This is a genomic window from Thainema salinarum CENA647 (genome assembly GCF_057732415.1).
Map to the genome: position 1 here is coordinate 4832664 of NZ_JBYJZJ010000022.1, position 21697 is coordinate 4854360.

At 50.0% G+C, this 21697-nt stretch carries 18 protein-coding genes, 1 tRNA gene and 1 riboswitch; of the genes, 11 read left to right on the forward strand and 8 right to left on the reverse strand.

All coding sequences use genetic code 11. From position 1 onward, the window contains the following. The first annotated feature begins 277 nt into the window (after window positions 1–277). Complete coding sequence (locus tag AC286M_RS27890) at window positions 278–1546, forward strand: S-layer homology domain-containing protein (RefSeq protein ID WP_488207492.1); 1269 nt, start codon at window positions 278–280, stop codon at window positions 1544–1546. 119 nt (window positions 1547–1665) lie between these two features. Here AC286M_RS27890 and AC286M_RS27895 read toward each other — a convergent pair whose 3' ends face one another. Together AC286M_RS27895 and AC286M_RS27900 are read right to left on the reverse strand one after the other, a co-directional pair. Then, a complete protein-coding gene (locus AC286M_RS27895; RefSeq protein WP_488207493.1) occupies window positions 1666–2292 on the reverse strand; it encodes a sugar transferase in 627 nt (208 codons plus the stop codon). Window positions 2293–3333: 1041 nt separating this feature from the next. After that, a complete protein-coding gene (locus AC286M_RS27900; protein WP_488207494.1) occupies window positions 3334–3456 on the reverse strand; it encodes a hypothetical protein in 123 nt (40 codons plus the stop codon). On the opposite strand from AC286M_RS27900, the gene glnA reads away from it, so the two are divergent. From glnA to AC286M_RS27920, 4 genes are all read left to right on the forward strand, one after another. Beyond that, window positions 3455–4876 carry a type I glutamate--ammonia ligase gene (glnA, locus tag AC286M_RS27905; protein WP_488207495.1) on the forward strand — a complete coding sequence of 474 codons (1422 nt, stop codon included), beginning with the start codon at window positions 3455–3457 and terminating at the stop codon, window positions 4874–4876. The two genes, AC286M_RS27900 and glnA, sit on opposite strands and share 2 nt — an antisense overlap. 251 nt (window positions 4877–5127) lie before the next feature. Further along, window positions 5128–5201, forward strand: a tRNA-Pro gene (locus AC286M_RS27910). Between the two features lie 744 nt (window positions 5202–5945). Beyond that, window positions 5946–6917, forward strand: a complete 972-nt coding sequence (locus AC286M_RS27915) for an MbnP family copper-binding protein (protein WP_488207496.1) — start codon at window positions 5946–5948, stop codon at window positions 6915–6917. Further along, the gene (locus tag AC286M_RS27920; RefSeq protein WP_488207497.1) at window positions 6914–8074 is read left to right on the forward strand and encodes an MbnH family di-heme enzyme; all 1161 of its coding nucleotides are present in this window, start codon (window positions 6914–6916) and stop codon (window positions 8072–8074) included. The genes AC286M_RS27915 and AC286M_RS27920 overlap by 4 nt, the downstream gene beginning before the upstream one ends. 44 nt (window positions 8075–8118) lie before the next feature. On the opposite strand, the gene AC286M_RS27925 is transcribed toward AC286M_RS27920, so the two are convergent. From AC286M_RS27925 to AC286M_RS27945, 5 genes are read right to left on the reverse strand one after another with little or no spacing between them, the layout of a single operon-like run. Beyond that, window positions 8119–9906 carry an ABC transporter ATP-binding protein gene (locus AC286M_RS27925; RefSeq protein WP_488207498.1) on the reverse strand — a complete coding sequence of 596 codons (1788 nt, stop codon included), beginning with the start codon at window positions 9904–9906 and terminating at the stop codon, window positions 8119–8121. 3 nt (window positions 9907–9909) lie between these two features. After that, window positions 9910–10884, reverse strand: a complete 975-nt coding sequence (locus tag AC286M_RS27930; protein WP_488207499.1) for an iron-siderophore ABC transporter substrate-binding protein — start codon at window positions 10882–10884, stop codon at window positions 9910–9912. 54 nt (window positions 10885–10938) lie between these two features. Next, entirely contained in the window at window positions 10939–11700 is a 762-nt protein-coding gene (locus tag AC286M_RS27935; RefSeq protein ID WP_488208870.1) for a TonB-dependent siderophore receptor, read from the reverse strand. 49 nt (window positions 11701–11749) lie between these two features. Beyond that, window positions 11750–12325, reverse strand: coding sequence for a Uma2 family endonuclease (locus AC286M_RS27940; RefSeq protein ID WP_488207500.1), 576 nt, complete (start codon window positions 12323–12325; stop codon window positions 11750–11752). Beyond that, window positions 12326–13327 carry a helix-turn-helix transcriptional regulator gene (locus AC286M_RS27945; protein ID WP_488207501.1) on the reverse strand — a complete coding sequence of 334 codons (1002 nt, stop codon included), beginning with the start codon at window positions 13325–13327 and terminating at the stop codon, window positions 12326–12328. Between the two features lie 342 nt (window positions 13328–13669). Between AC286M_RS27945 and AC286M_RS27950 the strand changes: the two genes are divergently transcribed. The 6 genes from AC286M_RS27950 (at window position 13670) to AC286M_RS27975 (ending at window position 20813) form a co-directional block, all read left to right on the forward strand. Next, window positions 13670–14881 (forward strand): urease accessory protein UreH domain-containing protein, encoded by a 1212-nt coding sequence (locus tag AC286M_RS27950; RefSeq protein ID WP_488207502.1) that lies wholly within the window; start codon window positions 13670–13672, stop codon window positions 14879–14881. After that, complete coding sequence (locus AC286M_RS27955; protein WP_488207503.1) at window positions 14862–15560, forward strand: hypothetical protein; 699 nt, start codon at window positions 14862–14864, stop codon at window positions 15558–15560. The genes AC286M_RS27950 and AC286M_RS27955 overlap by 20 nt, the downstream gene beginning before the upstream one ends. A gap of 126 nt (window positions 15561–15686) precedes the next feature. Further along, a riboswitch (cobalamin riboswitch) is annotated at window positions 15687–15900 on the forward strand. Window positions 15901–16490: 590 nt separating this feature from the next. Further along, window positions 16491–16946, forward strand: a complete 456-nt coding sequence (locus AC286M_RS27960; RefSeq protein ID WP_488207504.1) for a hypothetical protein — start codon at window positions 16491–16493, stop codon at window positions 16944–16946. 230 nt (window positions 16947–17176) lie between these two features. Further along, entirely contained in the window at window positions 17177–18004 is an 828-nt protein-coding gene (locus AC286M_RS27965) for an acyl-CoA desaturase (protein ID WP_488207505.1), read from the forward strand. 272 nt (window positions 18005–18276) lie between these two features. Then, a complete protein-coding gene (locus AC286M_RS27970) occupies window positions 18277–19293 on the forward strand; it encodes an IS110 family RNA-guided transposase (protein WP_488203685.1) in 1017 nt (338 codons plus the stop codon). Window positions 19294–19478: 185 nt separating this feature from the next. Further along, on the forward strand, window positions 19479–20813 hold the full coding sequence (locus tag AC286M_RS27975; RefSeq protein ID WP_488207506.1) for a class I SAM-dependent methyltransferase: 1335 nt from the start codon (window positions 19479–19481) through the stop codon (window positions 20811–20813). A gap of 113 nt (window positions 20814–20926) precedes the next feature. On the opposite strand, the gene AC286M_RS27980 is transcribed toward AC286M_RS27975, so the two are convergent. Beyond that, window positions 20927–21661: a rhomboid family intramembrane serine protease gene (locus AC286M_RS27980; protein WP_488207507.1), complete on the reverse strand. Its 735-nt coding sequence runs from the start codon at window positions 21659–21661 to the stop codon at window positions 20927–20929. Between the last annotated feature and the right edge of the window lie 36 nt (window positions 21662–21697).

Genomic DNA, 21697 nt, shown 5'->3' on the forward strand with positions numbered 1-21697 from the left:
GCGATAGCAGGGTATAAAGAAAACCCAACTTGCCAACTTACCAGAAAATGCTGGAACTTTTTGAGGCTTAATTGCTTCTTTTTATAAAGCCTTAGTACCAATGCAAATCGATTTGTGGTTGGCTAAATAGTCGCGACGATAGGCACAACCCGTTAATAAGTTTTAACACCAAATCCGCGAACGGGCACTGTTTGAACGCTGTTTAAACACGTTCCAACCGGATTTCGTACAAATCCATCATTGGGTTCATTTTTGGTTTTTGGAGATTCTGACTTTTATGGCTAACTTCAAATCTTGGCAGTCTGGCACATCTTTGTTTCTTGCTTTAGGCATGGCCGCCGGTGCAGCCGCACCCATCGTTATGCAGGCACCTGTTCAAGCGCAGACTACCTTCTCAGACGTATCATCTAGCTACTGGGCCTACGGTTACATCCAGGCTCTATCTTCTCGGGGTGTGATCAGCGGCTTCCCCGATGGTACATTTCGTCCAGATGCTCCGGTAACACGGGCACAATTTGCAGCAATGATTCGCAGTGCCTTCGATGCACCCTCCACTCGCAGTGCGATTAATTTTGTGGATGTCTCTTCCAACTATTGGGCATACAGCGCAATTCGTGAAGCTTACACCACTGGCTTTTTGTCAGGATATCCGGGAAATGTGTTCAATCCAGAGCAAAATATTCCTCGGGTTCAGGTTTTAGTATCACTGGCAAATGGTTTGGACTACACAGCTAGCAACGTTCAATCAACGCTCAGCTACTACACGGATGCCAGCGGTATTCCTGACTACGCTCGCGCCAGCGTAGCTGCTGCAACTGAAGAAATGATTGTAGTCAACTATCCGACGTTGAATCGGCTCAATCCCAACCGCAATGCAACACGGGCCGAAGTAGCGGCCTTTATCTATCAAGCGCTCGTGAGTGCCGGTGAGGCTCCTGCAATCAACTCACCCTATGTCGTGGGTGGGGATCAGGATGATGATGATGACACAACATCGGTGGTCATTCCTGAGGGAACAACTCTGCCGATTCGTTATGACGGTGCAGAGCGGATTCTAATTTCGCCAGAGGAACCCGATCCTGTGCCTGTAACGTTGATCATTTCGCAAAATGTGACCGACCAAAACGGTGCGCTGCTGATTCCGGTCGGTAGCCAGGTGGAAGGTGAATTGCGAATTGTGGAAGAGAATGGCGAAGAAGGTACAAAATTCTATGCCGAAACGCTAAGAGTACCTAGCACGTCCACCAATCCCAGCTATACGGTTGATCTAGAAGCCGAGTCTGAGTTGATCACCGACACGGAAACGATCACAGAAGATACAGATGTCGGTACGGTAATTCGGGATGCTGCATTGGGTGCAGCAGCAGCGGCTGCGATCGCAGAAATTACTGGCGAAATCGACGTCGAGGAAGTTCTTGGTGGAGCGGGCATCGGTACGCTGATCGGCCTCTTCTTGGATCGAGATGAAGCTGAACTGCTCGTAGTTGATCCCGATCGGGATTTGAACTTGACCTTGACTGAGTCGTTGACCGTTCAACTCAACTAGATAACTGTTAGTTAGCTAACGGTCTGTCTGGTTCTAAGCGCGTAGCGCTATACATAGCGAAAGCGGGACAGTGTTAAACACTGTCCCGCTTTCGCTTAGGCTGGGATTAATACCGGCTTTTAACAAGCTCCTTTGCGAGCTAGAACCACCCAGACTGTTTTCCAAATGAGCTGTAAATCATACAACACTGACCAGCGCTGCTGGTAGGCCAAATCCATATCAACAATGTCTTCAAAGTCCAAAACTTGGGAACGACCATTTGCCTGCCATTCGCCGGTTATACCGGGTTTAACCTCTAGTCGCTGCCAGTGGCGAGGGGTATAGTGCCGAACTTCATCAACCGTGGGTGGGCGAGTCCCAACCAAGCTCATTGAACCGACTAGAACATTCCAAAACTGGGGAAATTCGTCCAAGCTGGTTTTGCGCAGGAATTTGCCGACTTGCGTCACGCGTGGATCATCATCGTTTTTGAAAATATGGCCACTGGCCTGATTTTGAATCAGATGCTTAATTTGTTCAGCATTAGTCACCATTGAGCGAAACTTCCAAATACGGAAAGTCTGCCCGCGATGTCCACAGCGGAACTGGCTATACAAAATTGGGCCAGGGCTATCTAACTTAATTGCGATCGCAATTGGCAACCATAAAATAGCCACAACGGCTAAACCGACAAGCGCACCGACGATATCGATGAAACGCTTCAGTCCGCTGTCAACGGCGGGATGGACAGCCTGGCACTGAAACAAGCGATGATTCTCAGGGGGAAAGGATGTACTGGTTGAAATCATCAAACTGCCACTGGAAGGATAAGGTTGACAAGTGAGAACAGAACGTTTGAATTGTTCTGTGATGCTCTACAGAGTTCTAAAGAGTCAATCAAACTGTGCGATCGCATTCAGGAAAATTGGCTAATTCCCATATGTCTCTACACAAAACATCGGCTGAAGATGAAAGAACCATCAAGCTGATAGGTATAGGATTGGCTATTTGATGGCATAAATCGCAATTTTGAGCAGGTTTAATACAACCTTTAAATTGCCTATTCCGCACAGATGTTTTGGCGGAATATGCTGATATGACGACTATTTAGAAGCCGATATCAATCAATTTCAACATCCGTAAAGTCGCTGAAACCAGCACTAAAGATGCTGAACTCAATTCATGATTCAACTGGAGTTTGCAACGTTATGTCCGTGGATTTGCGCGATCGCACCGTAGCGTGAGGTCACACAACTGGAACCACTGCCTTATTATTCAGCAAAAAAATAAGGATTTTGTTTAAATGCCCAATGAATGACCAAGTTGGGAAGTCAATCAGCTCACTAAGAACCTATCCAAATACCCCAATTTGGTCACGACTCACTAGGAGTTTGAGAGGGTTTCCGGATAGGCCATCAGTAAGTGCTGTAGAGTATCCATTCCCGATCGTGATCCGTTGGCAAAACCAGCTTTATTTTTTACTGAAAGACAGATGGTGCTTGACTTTCGCCAAAAATAATTCGAGCTTATTTAGCCAATTTTTTGCGGGGATGAGGCAATCAAGCAGAAATAAATAGACGGTTGGGCAATTGCTCAAAAAGGCCAAAAACCGCGCCTAGTCAGTCGAACATTGCACATCCCGCCTTAAACCTGGCCAGCTTTCCCGAAAAAAGTATCAACCGATACAAAATATCCGAATCCCTATCTTTAGGATGAGTCAGATGTGGCAGGGCTTCGGTACGGGTCCTGCCTAGCTCCGCAGGGTTTGCATAGCTAATGTTTTAACAGCAGATCGCCGTTAAGCAGTGCTAGCTATTAGGAGTTTGTTGCGATCGCAGTTGATGGCTCATATCCACACCCCTATGTGGTGTAGCAATCTGTCCCTGTCCCGGCACTACAGATAGCCTAGAAGTTGTTAAGGAGTAGTTCATGACCCAAACGCCTCAAGACGTCTTGAATCTGATTAAAGAGCAAGACATCAAGATGATCGATCTGAAGTTTATCGATTTGCCTGGAACATGGCAGCACCTGACGGTTTTCCACGATCAGATCGATGAAAGCAGCTTTACCGATGGAGTTCCATTCGATGGCTCCAGTATCCGTGGTTGGAAAGCCATCAACGAATCGGACATGGCGATGGTACCTGATCCCAACACAGCCTGGATCGATCCGTTCATGAAGGAACCGACCCTCAGCCTGATCTGTTCTATTCAAGAACCACGAACGGGTGAACCCTATGAGCGCTGCCCCCGTGTCATCGCCCAAAAGGCCGTTGACTATCTAAATGCATCAGGGATTGGTGATACCGCGTTTTTTGGCCCAGAAGCAGAATTCTTCGTTTTTGAAGATGTGCGGTTCGACCAAACCGAAAACAAAAGCTTCTACTATGTCGATACCGTAGAAGGCCGCTGGAACTCCGGGAAAGAAGAAGAAGGTGGCAACCTGGGCTATAAGCCTCGCTATAAGGAAGGCTATTTCCCCGTTTCCCCAACAGATACGTTGCAAGACATCCGCACCGAGATGCTGCTGACAATGGCAGAACTGGGCGTTCCCATTGAAAAGCACCACCATGAGGTAGCAACGGGTGGTCAGTGCGAACTCGGCTTCCGCTTCGGTCGGCTGATTGAAGCCGCCGACTGGCTGATGATCTACAAGTACGTCATCAAAAATGTCGGGAAGAAGTACGGTAAATCCGTCACCTTTATGCCCAAACCGCTGTTTAATGACAACGGTTCTGGCATGCACACTCACCAGTCCATCTGGAAGGATGGACAGCCCCTGTTTGCTGGTGATGGCTACGCTGGTCTCAGCAAGATGGCGCTCAACTACATTGGCGGTATCTTGAAGCACGCTCCAGCCCTGCTGGCGTTCACAAACCCCACAACCAACTCCTATAAGCGGCTGGTTCCAGGGTTTGAGGCTCCGGTGAACCTGGCTTATTCCCAAGGCAACCGTTCAGCTTCTGTACGGATTCCGCTCTCTGGCGATAATCCCAAGGCAAAGCGACTAGAGTTCCGCTGTCCCGATGCGACCTCCAATCCTTACCTAGCCTTTGCGGCCATGCTCTGTGCTGGTATTGATGGCATCAAGAACGAAATCGATCCAGGCGATCCGCTGGATGTAGACATCTACGATCTGAGCCCTGAGGAATTGGCCAAGATTCCATCTACTCCGGGTTCCCTCCTCGATGCTTTAAAGGCGTTAGAAGCGGATCATGAGTTCTTGATTGCTGGTGGCGTATTCAACGAAGACTTTATTTCCAACTGGATTGAATACAAGTTGGATAACGAAGTCAACCCCATGCGTCTGCGTCCTCATCCTTACGAGTTCGCACTCTACTACGATGTCTAATACTGAATCCGCTTATACGAACTAGACTTGATTTGGAATGAGAAGTCCGCATCACGGACTTCTCATTCCAAATCAGTATTGAAGTTTGTAGGCTGAATTTTGAATAACAGACAGCTTCTCGGTTAGCCGGATGAGGTCATAACCAGATCCAAAAAGGGCATTGGTTGTCGAGGCTGATAACCAGTGCCTTTTAATTTTGGCGGAAAACAGGTTCAGAAAATGAATAAACCTGTGCTAGCCTAGATAAGCAACGGGATGTAGCGCAGCTTGGTAGCGCACTTCGTTCGGGACGAAGGGGCCGCTGGTTCGAATCCAGTCATCCCGATTTTACTCAAGCCTGCTGTAAAAATACTTTGGCTCATGTTCAAAGAACGTGCAAACCCATCTTGAAATAGACAGGTTTAGGTATCGATTTCACATTGTCTGAACATGAGCCAATACTTTTTAGCTTACGCATTAACCTTTTGATGCTTCTTATGTTGGTAGTGGTATTCAGATAATGATTTTTAGGGCACCACACACACCTCAAAATCATTACCCTTTGAGGACTGCCAAAAATTCAACATGTAGAAGATAAAGTGCAATCGCAATGAGTCAAAAGATTCATAGACGGCGGTAAACAGTTCTAGGTAATTGACCATTGGCTAGACGGAGGGCTGCACAGGTTTCATAGCTCTCTACAGTCTGTACCTATCGATGGAACGCAATATGGCACTACGCGCTGTGAATGGCTTAAGACTTACGCACTTCTAGGTAATTGACCATTGGCTAGACGGAGGGCTGCACAGGTTTCATAGCTCTCTGCAGTCTGTACCTATCGATGGAACGCAATATGGCACTACGCGCTGTGAATGGCTTAAGACTTACGCACTTCACGGTTCAAAGCGCTGGTTTTAGATGATTGTGGGGGTGCTAGGCACCCCCACAATCATCCACGTGCTTCAGTCCTGTGACTTTGCCTGGGACGAAGTATGACGCACTGTCTTTTGACAAGTCTTGATGAATCGTTTAGATTGCGGTGTTGTGCTTGCTTGAACCCGTTTAAGCAGTTAAAACGGTTCTTTGACTTATGATCCATTCCAATCTGTTTACACCGACCGCATTAGCGTTCTCCGGCGTCGTGCTGCTTGCTCAACCGATCGGCCTTGAGCAATCGGTTAGTGCTGCTGACACTCAACCCGTAACCATTCGTTTTCAAGCTAAGGTTGGCGATCAACCATTTAGCTGCGGTCAAAGCTACACGCTCGGCACAACTGCAAGCAGCGTCACTCCACTGGACTTCCGTTTTTATGTATCTGACGTTGCGCTGGTTGATGCGGATGGGAATACCGTGCCGCTGACGTTGGAGCAAGATGGTCGATGGCAGTACGAATCGGTGGCGCTGCTCGACTTTGAAGACAAGTCTGGTGGATGTGCCAATGGCACCGTGGAAACGAACGATCGGATTGTTGGCACCGTTCCCGCTGGAGACTACACGGGGCTACAGTTCACGGTCGGTGTCCCGTTTGAGTTGAATCATGCGGATGCAACCCTAGCGGCTTCGCCACTCAACCTCACCTCGCTCTGGTGGAACTGGCAGTTGGGCTATAAGTTTGCCCGAATCGACCTCAGCAACCAGATCCAAACTGGCATGCTCCCTAACGCCTCTGCTAAGCACGAAGGCAGCCATCAATCGCCCGGTGACGGACACAGCCAAGAGCAGCACTCGCCGCATGGGGAAGAATCCAGCATGCAGGCATTCTTCATCCATCTGGGCAGCACTGGCTGCGAGAGTGCAGAGGGCACTCAACGTCCACTCAGTTGCAGCAATCCGAATCGATCAACGATCACTCTGACCGGATTTGATCCCAGTCAGAATGTGGTTGTGGCGGATTTAGCATCGCTGGTTGCAGATACAGATCTCAGTATGAACCAACCGAACACGGCTCCTGGCTGCATGTCTGAACCCAATGACAGCGATTGCAGCGGCATTATGGATGCGCTTGGGTTAGCCTTTAATGGCACAGCCGCTCAGCAGCAGACCTTCTTCAACGCGGAATGATGCGTCGTTTTTCAGCTTTTGCGATCGCATGTTTCGTTTCGTTTCTAATCTCGATCGGGTTCAGCTCTGTCTTAGCTGCATCACCGTCTGAGGTAGCCAGCTATCAGTGGAATCTGCCCGATTGGACGCCTAGACCCGTCGTGCCTGAGGACAATCCCATGAGTCAGGCAAAGGTTGAGCTGGGCAGGCATTTGTTCTACGAAAAGCGTCTCTCGGTGACCGGAAATTTTTCCTGCGGTTCCTGCCATCTACAATCACGGGCGTTCACTGATGGCAAGCCCGTTGGCGTGGGGGCAACAGGAGAATCACATCCCCGCAACTCTATGAGCCTGACCAATGTGGCCTACAGCTCCGTGCTGACGTGGGCCAATCCGCGGATGACTACGCTGGAGCAGCAGGGGTTAGTGCCCTTGTTTGGTGAGCATCCAGTCGAGCTGGGCATGGTGGGCCGAGAGACTGAAATCCTGACCATGCTGCGGGATGATCCTCACTATCGGCAGATGTTTGCCGCCGCCTTTGGCGAAGGCGATCAGAATATTAATGTGAATCACTTGATGAAAGCGATCGCATCGTTTGAGCGGGCGCTCGTTTCCTTTAATTCGCCCTACGATCGCTATCGCTATAGCGGTGAGGCAAACGCGATTTCCGAGTCTGCCAAACGTGGTGAAGACCTATTTCACAGCGAACGGTTGGAGTGTTTTCACTGTCATGGTGGCCTGAACTTTAGTGACTCCATTCAGCACGAACGACTGGCCTTTCAGGAAATTGCCTTTCACAACACCGGACTCTACAACATTGACGGCAAGGGAGCCTATCCACCCAACAACCCAGGGGTGTATGAAATTACCCATGATCCAGCCGATATGGGTCGCTTCAAAGCACCGACGCTGCGAAATATTGAGCTGACCGCTCCCTACATGCACGATGGCAGCGTGGCGACGCTAGAAGATGCGATCGCACATTATCAAGCCGGTGGCAGAACGATTGATTCCGGCCCCTATGCTGGCACGGGCAGCAGCAATCCGCTCAAGAGTCAGTTTATTGCTGGGTTTGAATTAACTGAGCAAGAGAAACAAGATTTGCTAGCTTTTCTGCGCAGCTTAACGGATGAAACGTTCATTCATAATCCAGCTTTTAGCGACCCATACGATGAGTGAGATCTATTAACGGCCTGAGCAAAGTCAGCCCATATCCCTATGCCCTATGAATCAGCCAGAATTGGAGCAAGTCCGGACTGCACTTGCCACAGGTTTGCATACGTACCCTGCATAGAGAGCAGTTTCTCATGGGTACCCTGCTCGACAATTTGTCCTTGCTCCATGACATAAATGCAGTCGGCTTGACGAATCGTAGAAAGACGATGCGCGATCGCGATCGTCGTCCGATTCTGGGTAATCTTGGCCAGAGATCTCTGAATCGCCGCTTCAGTCTCGTTATCCACCGCAGATGTGGCTTCATCGAGAATCAGAATTGGCGGGTCTTTGAGGATGGCGCGGGCAATGGCTAACCGCTGTCTCTGTCCACCAGAGAGTTTTTGCCCCCGCTCTCCCACAATCGTGTCGTATCCTTCCGGTAACTCTTCAATAAATGCATGGGCCTCTGCTAGCTTTGCCGCTTGAATAATCTGTTTACGAGTCGCGTCAAAGCTGCCGTAGCGAATGTTTTCAGCCACCGTGCCGTGGAACAAAAACACATCCTGACTTACCCAGCCGATACACCGCCGCAAATCCAATAAGTTGAGTTCTCGAATATCTATGCCGTCAATTAAGATTCGTCCGCTTTGCACATCGTAGAACCGCAGCAAGAGCTTGACGAGGGTGCTTTTTCCCGACCCAGTTGCACCCACAATGCCGATGGTATGACCCGATGGAACGGATAAAGAAAGATGTTTCAAAACGGGATGACGACCGCCATAGGCAAAGGTAATGTCATCAAACAGCACGTCGCCTTGAACGGCATTGAGCGTTAACGCGCCGTTACCATGAGGGATCGCAATGGGCGTGTCTAGCAACCCCATCACTCGCCGCACCGAGGCCATCGCCCGCTGGTACTCGTCGGTGATTTCGCTCAACTCCGTGAAGGGCCACAGCAGGTCTTGCACGATGAACACCATGAAGCCGTAGGTGCCCACCGTGAGATTGCCCTGAAGCACCTCTCGCCCGCCCAGATACAGGGTGACCACAAATCCCGATAGGATAAAGACCCGCAGCAAGGGCTGAAAGGCAACGCTGAGGGCGATCGCTCGTCTATTGCTGCGGCGATAGGCATTGCTTTCTTGATAAACGCGATCGCTCTCGTAGGCTTCGGCGGTGAAACTTTTAATAGTAGCCATACCGGAGAGGTTATTGGCGAGGCGATTGCTGATGAGTCCTGCCTGGTCGCGCACCCTATCATAACGAGGCCCTAAGCGAGACTGAAAGGCAAAGGCCCCCCACAAAATGAAGGGAATCGGCAGCATCGCTAACCAGGCAATGCCTGGAGCCAGCAGTACAAAGCTGATGCCAACGGCAGACACCCGCGTGAAAAAGCCGATTAAATACAGAGCACCAAAGTTGAGGAAGCGCTCAAGCTGATTGATGTCGTCGTTGAGAATCGACAGCAGCGTTCCGGTACTACGGTCTTCAAAGTAGGCAAGTTCGAGGTCTTGCAGGTGGTTGTAGGTATCAACGCGCAGTTCGTGCTGCAGCGTTTGGCCCAGGTTTTGCCAAAGTTTTTCAGCGGCATACTGACTGAGAGATTCTAAACCCCAGACGGTGATCGTCAAAATGGACAGCACCAGCAATTGAGTTAGCGGGTTTTGAATGCCCAATCGAGCAAGCAATGAAGCTTCTCGCTCAACGACAACATCGATAGCAACGCCAATTAGGTAGGGGGGTGCGAGGTCAAGCAGGGTACGCAGGATGGAGCAGACAACTGCTCCCCAAACTTGTGCCCGATAGGGTTTGGCATAGCGAAGTAGACGCTGAAGTGGATGAATCGAATGAATCACTTTTTAGAAGGTGTTAATAAGATATTTGGACACGTCATCAAGAACCTTTTGGGCAGCAAAAAAATTCAAGCCGCGCCATACCGAAAAATCAACTAAATATACCTGATCTTTCTCTGCAGCTTTGAGCTGCGACCAAAGGGGATCTCTTCGAAGTTCATCAATAATGGCGCGATCATCTTGTTGCAAAGATGCAAGAAAAATGACATCACTATCGACCTTTGGTAGAACTTCCTCAGAAATTGTTAGATCGAGATCGTCTGCTCCTTCAAACAGTGGATTCAAAATATCAAGGTCTTTCAAGATTTCACCTGCAAAGGATTTCTCACGGGCTATGACCAACTGCCCTGTAGCCACAAACATAAATGAGGCTTTAATACCCTGCTCTTGATTGAGCTGTTGTTTCAGTTCGCTGATTCGTTGGTGATAATCATACATTTTCTGGGTGAAAATATCTGACTTCTCCAGGATTCTGGCCAGCTCTTCTGTTTGTTGTTGCCAATCACCCATGATCTCTTCCCAAGGCAAAATCACGGTCGGGGCAATATTTGGCAAATATTGATAAACGGCTTCAAATGCTGAATGAGAAATGACGATGATCAAGTCAGGGCTGAGTGCTACAAGCTTTTCCAAATTAGGTTGCCCGGTTGGGCTACGAAGAATTTCGACCTCCCTTGATTGGGTCTCAAAGTAATCGAAATCATCTTCAATCTCAGTCGTGATCCAGGTTGCAATGGGTTCAATATCCAGCGCGAGAGCTGCCGCAAAACTATTAAAGTCTAATGTCACGATTCGCTGTGGGTTGAGAGGGATACAGGCTTCTCCTCTTGCATGTTCGACCACACGACAATCGGTTTCTATCTGCTGAGACTCTGAATCTGTAGAAATCTGAGGAACGCGCTGAGTACATGCTGAAATAAGCAAAAACACCAAGGTTCCTAACAAAACCAGAGACAGAATACGGCGCACAGAACGTTTCATAAACCAGACTGATCTCAAAGTTTTAGCGGCCAACATCAATTAATGGGAGAAACATCAAAATGTCCAAGAAATAGTTCCTTGTACTGTGAACGGCGCTCCAGGAGAAACTCGCAATTGACTAAAGGCGTTCTCAAAATAGTCTACATCGAAGATGTTTTTGAAATTGAGAGCGGCACGAAACCTGTCTCGTTCATAGAAGATTGCGGCATCTGTGGTTAAGTAGCTGGGAACCTCAAACGAATTGGCAGTATCTCCGGCGCGATCGCCTACATAAAAAAGACCCAAACCAAACCCTAAACCTTGTAAATTTCCTTGCTGAATTTCATAGGTTGTCCACAAGCTTGCAGCATGGGGCGCAGTTTGTAAAACTCGATTACCGACCGGAATTGAGTTGTCTTCGGTCACACGCGCATCATTGTAGGCATAGCTAGCAAACACATTCCATCCGGGCAAAATCTCTCCAGTCAAACTTAGCTCAACCCCTTGACTGTTTTGTTCTCCAGTTTGAATGGAAAAACCAGGATTGCCGGGATCACTGGTTAAAACATTCGATTGGGTAATGTCATACAGCGCTAACGTGGCTGAAAGATTGTTAGTGATATCGGCCTTCGCACCAATTTCAAATTGAGTACCCCGAGTCGGCTCAAAATCTTCGCCACTAAAGGAAGTGCCGATCGCAGGTTCGAATGAGCGGCCATAGCTAGCATAAAGTGAAATTGCGGGAATTGGCTCATAAACAATCCCTACTCGTGGGCTAAATGCATTTCCTTGCCAATTATTCTTAATTGCAATAGACAGTAGTGTAGAAAAGTTGATTCAGGTGCGTCTATCCAAAAAACGCCAGCAATGATCCAAAAAACGCCAATCAGTCAAACACAGGAGGCCACAGCTCAGATACCTGCACCTCCCATCCCGGTAACAAATCTGGCAGAGTCAACACATCCCCATCCTTCAGCCGTATCGGTTTCTCGTTGGGTCGATAGACTTCCAGCCAGTGCTGCTCGGGATGAATCAAAATACCGATCCGGGTTCCCTGCTCTAAAAATTGATCGATTTTAGCCTGTAGCTTCTTGACGCTATCGGTGGGTGACTTCACCTCCACCATCAAATCCGGTGCCAACTCCGCAAAACGGCGAGGGCTACGGCGCAATCGTTCTGCCTGCACAAACGATACATCTGGGGCACGGGTGTCGGAATTGGGTAAGTTAAACCCCGCCCCCGCCCCCGTTACCCGTCCCAGTTGGCGTGGTTTCGTCCAATTCGCCAGTTGTCGCCCAAACTCAGTCGCCACCTCATCAGACTCATAGCCAGATGGACTCATAACCACAATATCTCCATCGACCAGCTCAACCCGGTAGTCATCTCCAAGCTGGCGTTGCACCTTCTCCAAATCTTTAATCGTCAGCGTCATGGCGACCTCCTGAGACAGAGTCAGCGACATTCAGTCTGCTTTAATCATACGTTTTCCCGTCAAGCACTGACTGGGTGTGATACCAAACTGCTGCTTAAACGCGGCGGCAAAGTTTCCCAGATGCCCGTAGCCAACCAGATTAGCCACTTCGGCCACAGTATGGTTTCTTTGACGCAGTAGTTGTTCAGCCTGTTTCAGTCGTTGCTGCTTCAAATAGCCAATCGCCGTTGTATTAAACAGCACCTTGAAGCCCCGTTGAAGGGTGCGATCGCTCAACCCTACCCGCTGCGCCAGTTCCGGCAGCGAAGGCGGGTTTTCAAACTGCAGGGTCAAAATCTCTCTAGCATGGTGCAGGCGATCGATCGTCTCTGGCTTCAACCCAGGTAGGGATTGGATTGGATTGGGCTGACCAGCAATCAGATCCAGGTGTAGAGCTAGCAGTTCAAACACCTTGGCTTGCAGGTACAGCCGTTTCGCGACACCGCGATATGGAGCATTCCACATCTGTTGAGCCAGCGATCTCATCTGTGGGGTCACTGTGGGATATACGGCTGCTTTCCACTCTTCTCCTTTAAGCAGCAGGCTGAGAACATCAGCGCCGTACTGCGGATCAGCCTGCAAGAGTGCGTTTAGACAATCCGGCTCAATTTCAATATTGACATTGGTTAAACGCTCTCCACCGCGATACTTTTCCACATACCCCGGCGAGATACCGCTACCCGAAAAGTAGCTGCGACTTCCTCCCAGGTTGGGATGCACCGCGTCAAAATAGATAAATCCTGACAGAAAGATGCCAATCTGAATCGGATGTTCATGAGCGGGTGCTCTTACTGCCATATCCTGGTGATACTCGCAGTCACTGAAGTTCAGCCACAACCCAGGCAAAAGATCCATGCCGCGACTGTATCCCCGACCGATATGCTCCGGCACACCTGTCAGTATTTCAAAACCATCCAATGCTAAATGATCGGGGCAGGTTATGGAAGCTTGTTCATGCAGTTCATCCCAGTCTGCTTGGTTGAGAGTGAGCATTATTTAGCCAAGGGTGCCGATTATGTGGATTGAGCTAAGTGACAAAAATTTTCAGTAATTTTACCACAATCGAGCAGATGCCCAACCTGTTGCCACCGTTCACAAACCAGGAAATCTTGACTTGTGCGTCTTCAAGAACCGACTGATAATCTAACGGGTGTTGCAGAAACGTTAATGATTACGCTCAAGGCCCGTGCAGTCGAAACCCAAGAGGATTATATTCAAGCTTTGACATCCCGTCTTTTGACTCACACAGGCTTCTCACTGAAAATAAACAGTGGCTAGCTCTACCTTCGAAAGGAACAAAGCCATGTTAATTCTTGCAGATCGCAGTCAGCTCGAATGCTAGACCTTCTACTGATAACTGGACTGGGATTTTTAGGCAGTTTTGGTCACTGTTTGGGCATGTGTGGCCCTATTACTGTTGCTCTTTCCCTGTCTAACGCCTCTGAATCATCCAGCCGCTGGCATCAGCTTCGCTTTCATCTGCTGCTGAATCTGGGGCGGATTGTGAGTTACGCCCTGGTGGGAGCGGGCATTGGTGCGCTGGGATCGGTGTTGGTTGCGGGCGGACAAATAGCAGGCGTCGGTAGCCCATTGCGGCGGGGGATTGCGATCGCAGCTGGCTTGTTGCTGATCTGGTTCGGCCTAGCGCAAATTAGTCCTCAACGGATTCCCAAGGTGCCATTCCTCAATCCAATGGCTCAGTCGGGACTGCACGATCGGCTTAATCGAGCTATGCAGTCTCTCTCCCTCAACCCTCAATCCTGGACACCGCTGTTGCTGGGGCTAGCTTGGGGACTGATTCCCTGTGGCTTTTTGTATGCCGCGCAGCTGAAGGCTGCCGAAACGACTAGTCTGTGGATGGGTGGAGCAACGATGCTGGCTTTTGGGCTTGGCACTCTGCCGATGATGTTGGGGGTGGGGTTGTCTACATCATTGGTCAGTGCTGACCGACGCGGACAGCTCTTTCGGCTTGGTGGCTGGATTACAGTAATTATTGGCGTACTGACGGTTGTTCGCAGCGGTGACATGGTGGATTTCACGGGTCATGCCTCGCTAATTTGCCTCATGCTGGCTTTGATTGCCCGTCCAATCAGTCGTCTATGGCCGCCGCTGTTGCGATATCGGCGCATTTTGGGAGTTGGAGCAGTCCTGCTGGCTGTGGCTCATGTTGCTCACATGCTGGCGATGGGCTGGAATCTAGCAGCACTACCGTTTTTGCTGCCCTATCTACAGGTGGGGGGCTGGGCTGGCATCCTAGCCATCGGGCTGATGCTGCCGTTGGCACTGACGAGCTTTGACCAGGCTCAAATATGGCTGGCTCATCACTGGCGACAGTTACATCTGCTCAGCATACCCGCTTTTGGGCTAGCGGTACTGCACGCAATCCTGTTGGGATCGAGCTACCTAGGCGGTTTTGAGGCTGCCACCTCGAACTATTTGGCCACGATTGGATTGAGCGGCGTAGCGATCGCAACTTTACTGATCCGGTGGCGTTTCATTTGGTCGTTATTGTCATTAGGAAAGTTGTATGCACCTTCGAAACATTAACGTCATGGTCAGGGCGGGTGGCGGAGCCTTAGCCTGGGTAGCAATCCTGATGGGACAATCGGCTCAGGCGCACAAAACAGAGGTATCAGGGGACGTAGCTGGTACGTGGCACATCGAGCCTAATCACAGCCCCAAGGCTAGCGAACCGGCCCGAGTTTGGATAGCGCTGACCCAGCAGGGTGGGCAGATAATTCCTCTTGAGCAGTGCGATTGTCAGCTCACTATCTATCGGAATAACAGCTCAAGTGCCGACCCAGCCCCCGTGCTGAAACCTTCTCTAGAGGCGGTTTCGCCGGAAAACTATCAAAGTATTCCCGGTGCTGATGTGGTCTTTCCCCAGGTGGGCGAATATCGGATAGAACTGACGGGGAGTCCCCAAGCTGGAGCAACTTTTACACCGTTTGAGCTGAGCTACACCACGGTGGTTGCCGCTGGCAAAGCACCTCAAACGACCGCATCATCGGCGGAAACTTCTCCGACAGGCGATTCTCAGGCTGAAGCTCCTGCCGATGGCTCGTCAACTGCTACGCTTCAGGCTGATGCCCCTTCTGATCGCCCATTATCAAATTCCGCTGGTTTACCTAGCTCTGGCCGGCTAATCGGCGCGGGGATTGGAGTTGCGATCGCACTCATTATTGTCGCTGCTTTCTTCCTGCGGCATCACCAGGTTTCTAAATAAAACGATGGTGGGGTTGGCTATGAATTCAACAATTCAGGCGTCTAACCTATTCGCCGAGTTTCTATCGCAAAGCCGTCGAATCACTCAACTTTTAGTTTGTAGAGCGCTCTCTGCTATCAACTGTGCTATCGTTAGCAGAGTATCGGTTCTGGTGGAAATCAGCCATCAGACGAAAGGGGGAAAGTGCAGTGCAAATCTGCCGCTGTCCCGCAGCTGTAAGCCGATTTTAGATTGCCGATTTTAGATTTTAGATTTGAGCCATTAGTCTCCATTCCAAAGTCCAAAATCCAAAATCCAAAATTGCGTAAGTCAGAATGCCCGCCGATTTGTAAACCCGTTACATAACCATCTGCGAGGTACGGATGATGTCTGTTTTAAGTTTTTCACGTTTAATTCGCTTCAGATATTTGTTATTAAATCCCAGGTTGTAGCATCCTGGCTGATCAACTCATTTCAGTCAGTAGGCAGTCAAAATCAGATGACACCGTAAGGCGTGTTAAGCGTTGGCTCAGCCTGAGCTTGCTCATGGCCGTAACGCACTGTTTTGCAAAACTTTGATGAATTAAGCTGGTGCTTTGCTGAGTCATACCCAGCGGGCTATATGCAACCTGAAATCTTACAAAATTATAGTCATCTGTTTGGTTGACCGTAATGGCCAACGCTGCAAGTCTTTAATGAGTTTGATTGTGAATTAGGTAAATTCAACTCAACTGATATATCAGTTAGGGCTGTCAGATTATGCTGCTTTTTTGTGTTTTTCCAAAATTCAGGACGCTACAGTCATGACCATTCAAACGGCAACCTTGGGATATCTTCGAATTGATAAAAATTGCGAGGTCAAGAAAGCATTAGACGAAATGATTTGATACCAACTATCACTATTTTGGGAAAACATGGTGGCAGCGACATAGACATTACGGGAGGAGGCTAATGCGATCGCAAAATGAGGTCTGGCAGGGATGCTCTGGCTACTGGCAAAACCAGTTTATTCATCAAAACATATTGTCCATTGGCTATGCGGCTTGGCGCGGTTACTTGGAGGCGGGCAGAGGCATCGTCGTCTGCCAGGTGCTTGACCCAATCTCGTCTTTGATCAATTGGCAAATCGATAACGTGGCTTTCGATTTGGTGTTTGTGCCGCAGACGCAGGTCGCAGCCTATTTGTACAGACTGGAACTGGAAGCTGAGGTAGTTGCAGCATTGTCAACTGCGATCGCAACTTATGACCCTACTCAGGCCGTCATTGTCTTGGTCGCGGGCAACGGCACCATCGATATCAATCTACTGCAACAGCTCAAGCTGTCTCCGGCTGAGTGCTACGCTCAGGTACAGCACCGCTGGCCAGAGTTCCAGCCCAACCTGATGATCGAAAGGAGATCAACATGAGTGAACCACCCAATATGCTGACCTGGCAATTTATCTGAAAGATTTGCCGATTCCCCCTTGGCAGTGTTATAAGCAAATCTGCAAAGAATGGGCAGAATTTCAATCGGAAGCGACCCAACATCATCACGAAAACGTACAACAATAATGTCGTTGAAACAATTTGATTACCTTATGCAGTCCTATATGCAATTAGATACGCAACTAAACCAGGCGCAATTACGAGGAGCTGCATGATCGATACCAATCTCTCGCTTAATAATTCACCCCGTCCGCGCTGGACGGTGATTATTTTCACGCTGGCTCTTCATCTCGGTGTATTGCTCGCCATCTTTCCGGCTAACTTCAGTTGGGCTGCGGTGGGAGTTGCCCTGTTCCTATACTGGTTGACTATTGGATTAGGCATCTCCCTTGGCTTTCATCGGTTAGCGACCCACCGCAGCTTTAAGACTCCCAAGTGGCTGGAATACTTTTTGATCCTCTGTGGCACGCTCGCCTGTCAGGGCGGTGTCAAAGGCTGGGTTGGCTACCACCGGATGCACCATCTCTATGCCGACAGTGCAGGTGATCCTCATGATTCCACACAGGGATTGTGGTGGAGTCACATCAGCTGGCTGATGCACGATGTTCCCAGCCGGACGGAATTACGCCGCTTTACCAAGGACATCGCTGATGATCCGTTTTATCGGTTTTGCCATCAGCACTATATTGCTCTACAGGTCGGTTTAGCCGTTTTGCTTTATGCGCTGGGGGGAATGCCCTTTGTGGTCTGGGGTATCTTTGTGCGTTTATTCGTCGGCTTTCACAGTACCTGCTTTGTCAATAGTGCCTGCCATAAGTTCGGCTATCGCAATTCTGAGGTAGACGATCGCTCAACCAACTGCTGGTGGGTAGCGCTGCTGACCTTCGGCGAAGGATGGCACAACAATCACCATGCCGTCCAGTCCTCCGCCCAATTTGGCTGGCGCTGGTGGGAAGTCGATCTAGTGTGGCTGACGATTCAGGTTTTAGAACGGTTAAAGTTAGCCACAAACGTCAAAACTGCAAAGATTCCGGATTAAGGTAGGGGCGGGTTTTGCCGTCAAATTTATGACACGGTACAGATTGTTCTACTAAACCCGCCCCTTGTATGTGAGGGAAGATAAAAGACAAGGAAACCCCAGACGAAGTAGTGACTCTGGACCCGCCCCTGAGCGAATAGCTCGCGAGGTAGATTATAGTAGCCTGCGATGGAGTTTTCCTTGTCTCTTCCCTGCTTATCGACGAATCTGAACCCAGTATCAAGGGGACTGTCAGTAGAACAGCCACCCCGCATTGAACAAGGACAGTATCGTTGGATGGAGGGTTAACGGTTGAGGAACGAGTGATGAATCAGACTGGCTTGCCGATTCTCGGCATTGACGTGAGCAAAGCGAAATTGCATGTGGCCCTGCAAGTGGATGGTCAGCATCGGCCTAAACGCAAAGTGGTGACCAACAATCTAGCGGGCTACCAGCAGTTGAGTGAGTGGTTGGAGCGACAAGGAATTGAGCGGGTGCATGGTTGCCTGGAAGCGACCAACACCTATGGACAGGGAGTGGCGACCTACCTGTATGAGCAAGGCCATCAAGTGAGCATCATCAACCCCCTGTGCGTCAGTGGGTTTGCCCAGAGTGAATTGCAACGCAGCAAAACCGATGGAGCTGATGCCGCTCTGATTGCTCAGTTTGGCTGGCAAAAGCGTCCGGCCCCGTGGACACCACCGCCCGCTGAACTGGAGCAGTTGCAAGCGCTGAGTCGTCGCTTAGAAGACCTGCAGCAGATGATCACTCAGGAACGCAATCGGCTCGATACGGTGCATGAGGCGCTGCGCGAGGAGATTAAGTCTCATCTGCGCTTTCTCCATCAACAGGTCGATGCCCTAAAAAAGTCTATCCAGGAGCATCTTCAGCGCCACCCAGCGCTGGCCGCTGAGGTGAAACGCTTAGAGACCATTGTAGGCATTGGGGCTCTCTCTGCAGCCTGTATTCGAGCTGAAATTGGTTCGCTTGAGCGCTTTCGTTCTGCTCGGCAACTCGCTGCTTTCAGTGGCCTTACTCCTCAAGAGCATCAGTCTGGCACCTCCGTGTGTGGCAAGGTGCGCCTCTCTAAACTGGGCAATGCTCACTTGCGCCATCACCTCTATTTCCCCGCTTTAGTTGCGATTCGTCGCTCCACAGCGATCGCACACTGGCGCTCTGAGCTTCTCGCTCGCGGTAAAACCAAGATGCAAGTCGTCGGCGCGGTCATGCACAAACTGCTTCGCATCTGTTTTGCTGTTCTCAAGTCGGGCCAATCCTTTGACCCAGCTTTGCTGGGCCAACGTTCTTGACTTCAGCTAGACAAAACAGTATCTACAGTGAAAACCTTGTTCTGCCGTAGGATGGGTTAGCGTTAGCGTAACCCATCGAAACCCTTTCCAGTGTTAGGTTTCGCTTTGCTCGATGCCAACCTACATCAGAACTTTTATCAGTCAATCAGCGGCAAATTGAAGCTTGAAATTAGGATGGTGAAACCGTGGTGAGATTTGACAAATCCAACTCCAATCCGCAGACGCAGGTCGAGTCGCCCGCCAACGACGCACCAAGCCATCATGCTGAAGCCGTTTCCTGGCGCGATCGCAGTCACGATTTGCCCAGTGGAGAGCGTTATTTGTATGAGTTGTTTAGCCTGATTGAAACCGGGGATCTAACGGTTACAAATCCAGCCGGTCAGGTCTTTCACTTTGGTCAGGTGGGGTCTGATCGGCCACTTCACTTGATTATTCACAACCCTGCAACCTGCGATCGCATTTTGGCCTTTGGCACGCTGGGGTTTTGCGAAGCCTATATGGAAGGCTGGTGGGACGAAGCCAACGATAACTTAGTCGAACTGATTGGCCTGTTTCACCGCAGCAATGTCTATGCCAAAGCGCGGCAGCGGATGACGCTAGCACTTGGAGCTAAGGTAATCACCCAGCGTCTACGCACGGTGCCCCTCTTAATTCAAAACAGCCGCCGTAACGTCCAGCATCATTACGATGTGGGCAATGACTTTTACCAGCAGTTTCTTGACCCAACCATGACCTATTCCTGCGGTTATCGCCTTCAGGAAACCGATTCCCTTGAACAAATGCAGCGTCAGAAGTACGAGCTGATCTGCCGCAAGCTGGCCTTGCAGCCGGGCGAATCGCTCATTGACACTGGCTGTGGTTGGGGCGGCATGCTCATCCACGCGGCTGAACGCTACGGCATTTCTGGAACTGGTGTGACGTTGAGCGAACCACAGGCCGAGCTGGCGCGGCAGCGCATTGAGCAAAAAGGACTCAGCGATCGCATCAGCATCCGAGTGATGGACTACCGAGATGTTCAAGGACAGTTCGATAAGTTCGTCAGCATTGGCATGTTCGAACATGTCGGTAAAGGCAACTTCGCCACCTTTATGCAAAAGGCGTTTGATTTGCTGACTCCGCAGGGGATTGGCGTACTGCACACCATTGTCACCCAAAGTAACGAGCGCATCGGCGCTTGGGTCGATAAATACATTTTTCCCGGTGGTTACGCCCCTCAACTGCATGAGATTACCCAAGAGCTATGGTCAGCCAAACTGCCAGTGGCCCACTGCGAAAATTTGAAGCCCCACTATGCCGAGACGATGAAGCGATGGGCCGCCAACTTCACGGTGAATCGCTCCCACATTGCATCCCTCGATCCCCTCTACGACGAACGATTTCTTCGCATGTGGTATCTCTATCTCCAATCGTTTGAAGCGTCGTTTCGCTACGGCGGTTTACATGTCTATCAACTGCTGTTCTTCAAAGGCAAGCAGTGGCCACTGCCCATGCCGCTTGCCTTTGATCTGACTAGTAGCTGAATAGCGTAGAGATCTGATGCAGTAGTCACATCAGTAACGTTAATAAAGTAGCGCCGCAATTTTCACAACAATTGCGGCGCTACTTTGTATTAATCACCCTATCGAGCACGCATTTAGCGTCTTAGTCGGTCTCGATATCGATCTCGATTAGAGCTAGCGGAATCCTCACGAAATAGCCCTAGCAGCGGGCCGAGAGCAAGCCCGACTAAAAAACCGCCAGCATGTGCCCAGTAGGCGATACCGCCAGTTTCGATGTTTGTGGTGGTCTGTAGGCTAGCAAAGCCGTAAAGAAACTGCTGGAAAAACCAAAATCCCAGAAAAAATACGGCAGGGATGCGAAAGGTGGTGATGAAAATGCCAATTGGCACCAGCGTCAGGATGCGAGCGTTGGGAAAACGCAGAATGTAGGCTCCCAGAATACCTGCGATCGCACCGCTGGCTCCAACCGATGGAACGCTCGACTGCATCGCTACCCCCCATTGAGCTAAGGCGGCCAACGCTCCACAGATGAGGTAGAAAAACAGATAGGGCACATGTCCCAGCTTTTCTTCAATATTGTTGCCAAACACCCAGAGAAACAGCATGTTGCCGCCCAGATGCAGAAAACCGCCGTGCAGAAATTGAGAGGTGATCAGGGGGAGCGACTCAGCGCCAATTTGGGGCAAGCTACCGCTCTGCAAACTAGCCGTCAGCTGCTCCGGTACGACTGCAAACGCTTGCAGCAGCGCGTCTAGCTGTACTGGCGACAGCATCAGCTCATAAACAAAAACCAAGATATTGGCGGCAATCAGTCCATAGGTAATCCAGGGAGTAATTCTAATCGGGTTGTCGTCGTTAAGAGGAACCACGGCAGTTGTCCTAAGGGTGTCCATGATACGGGTTGT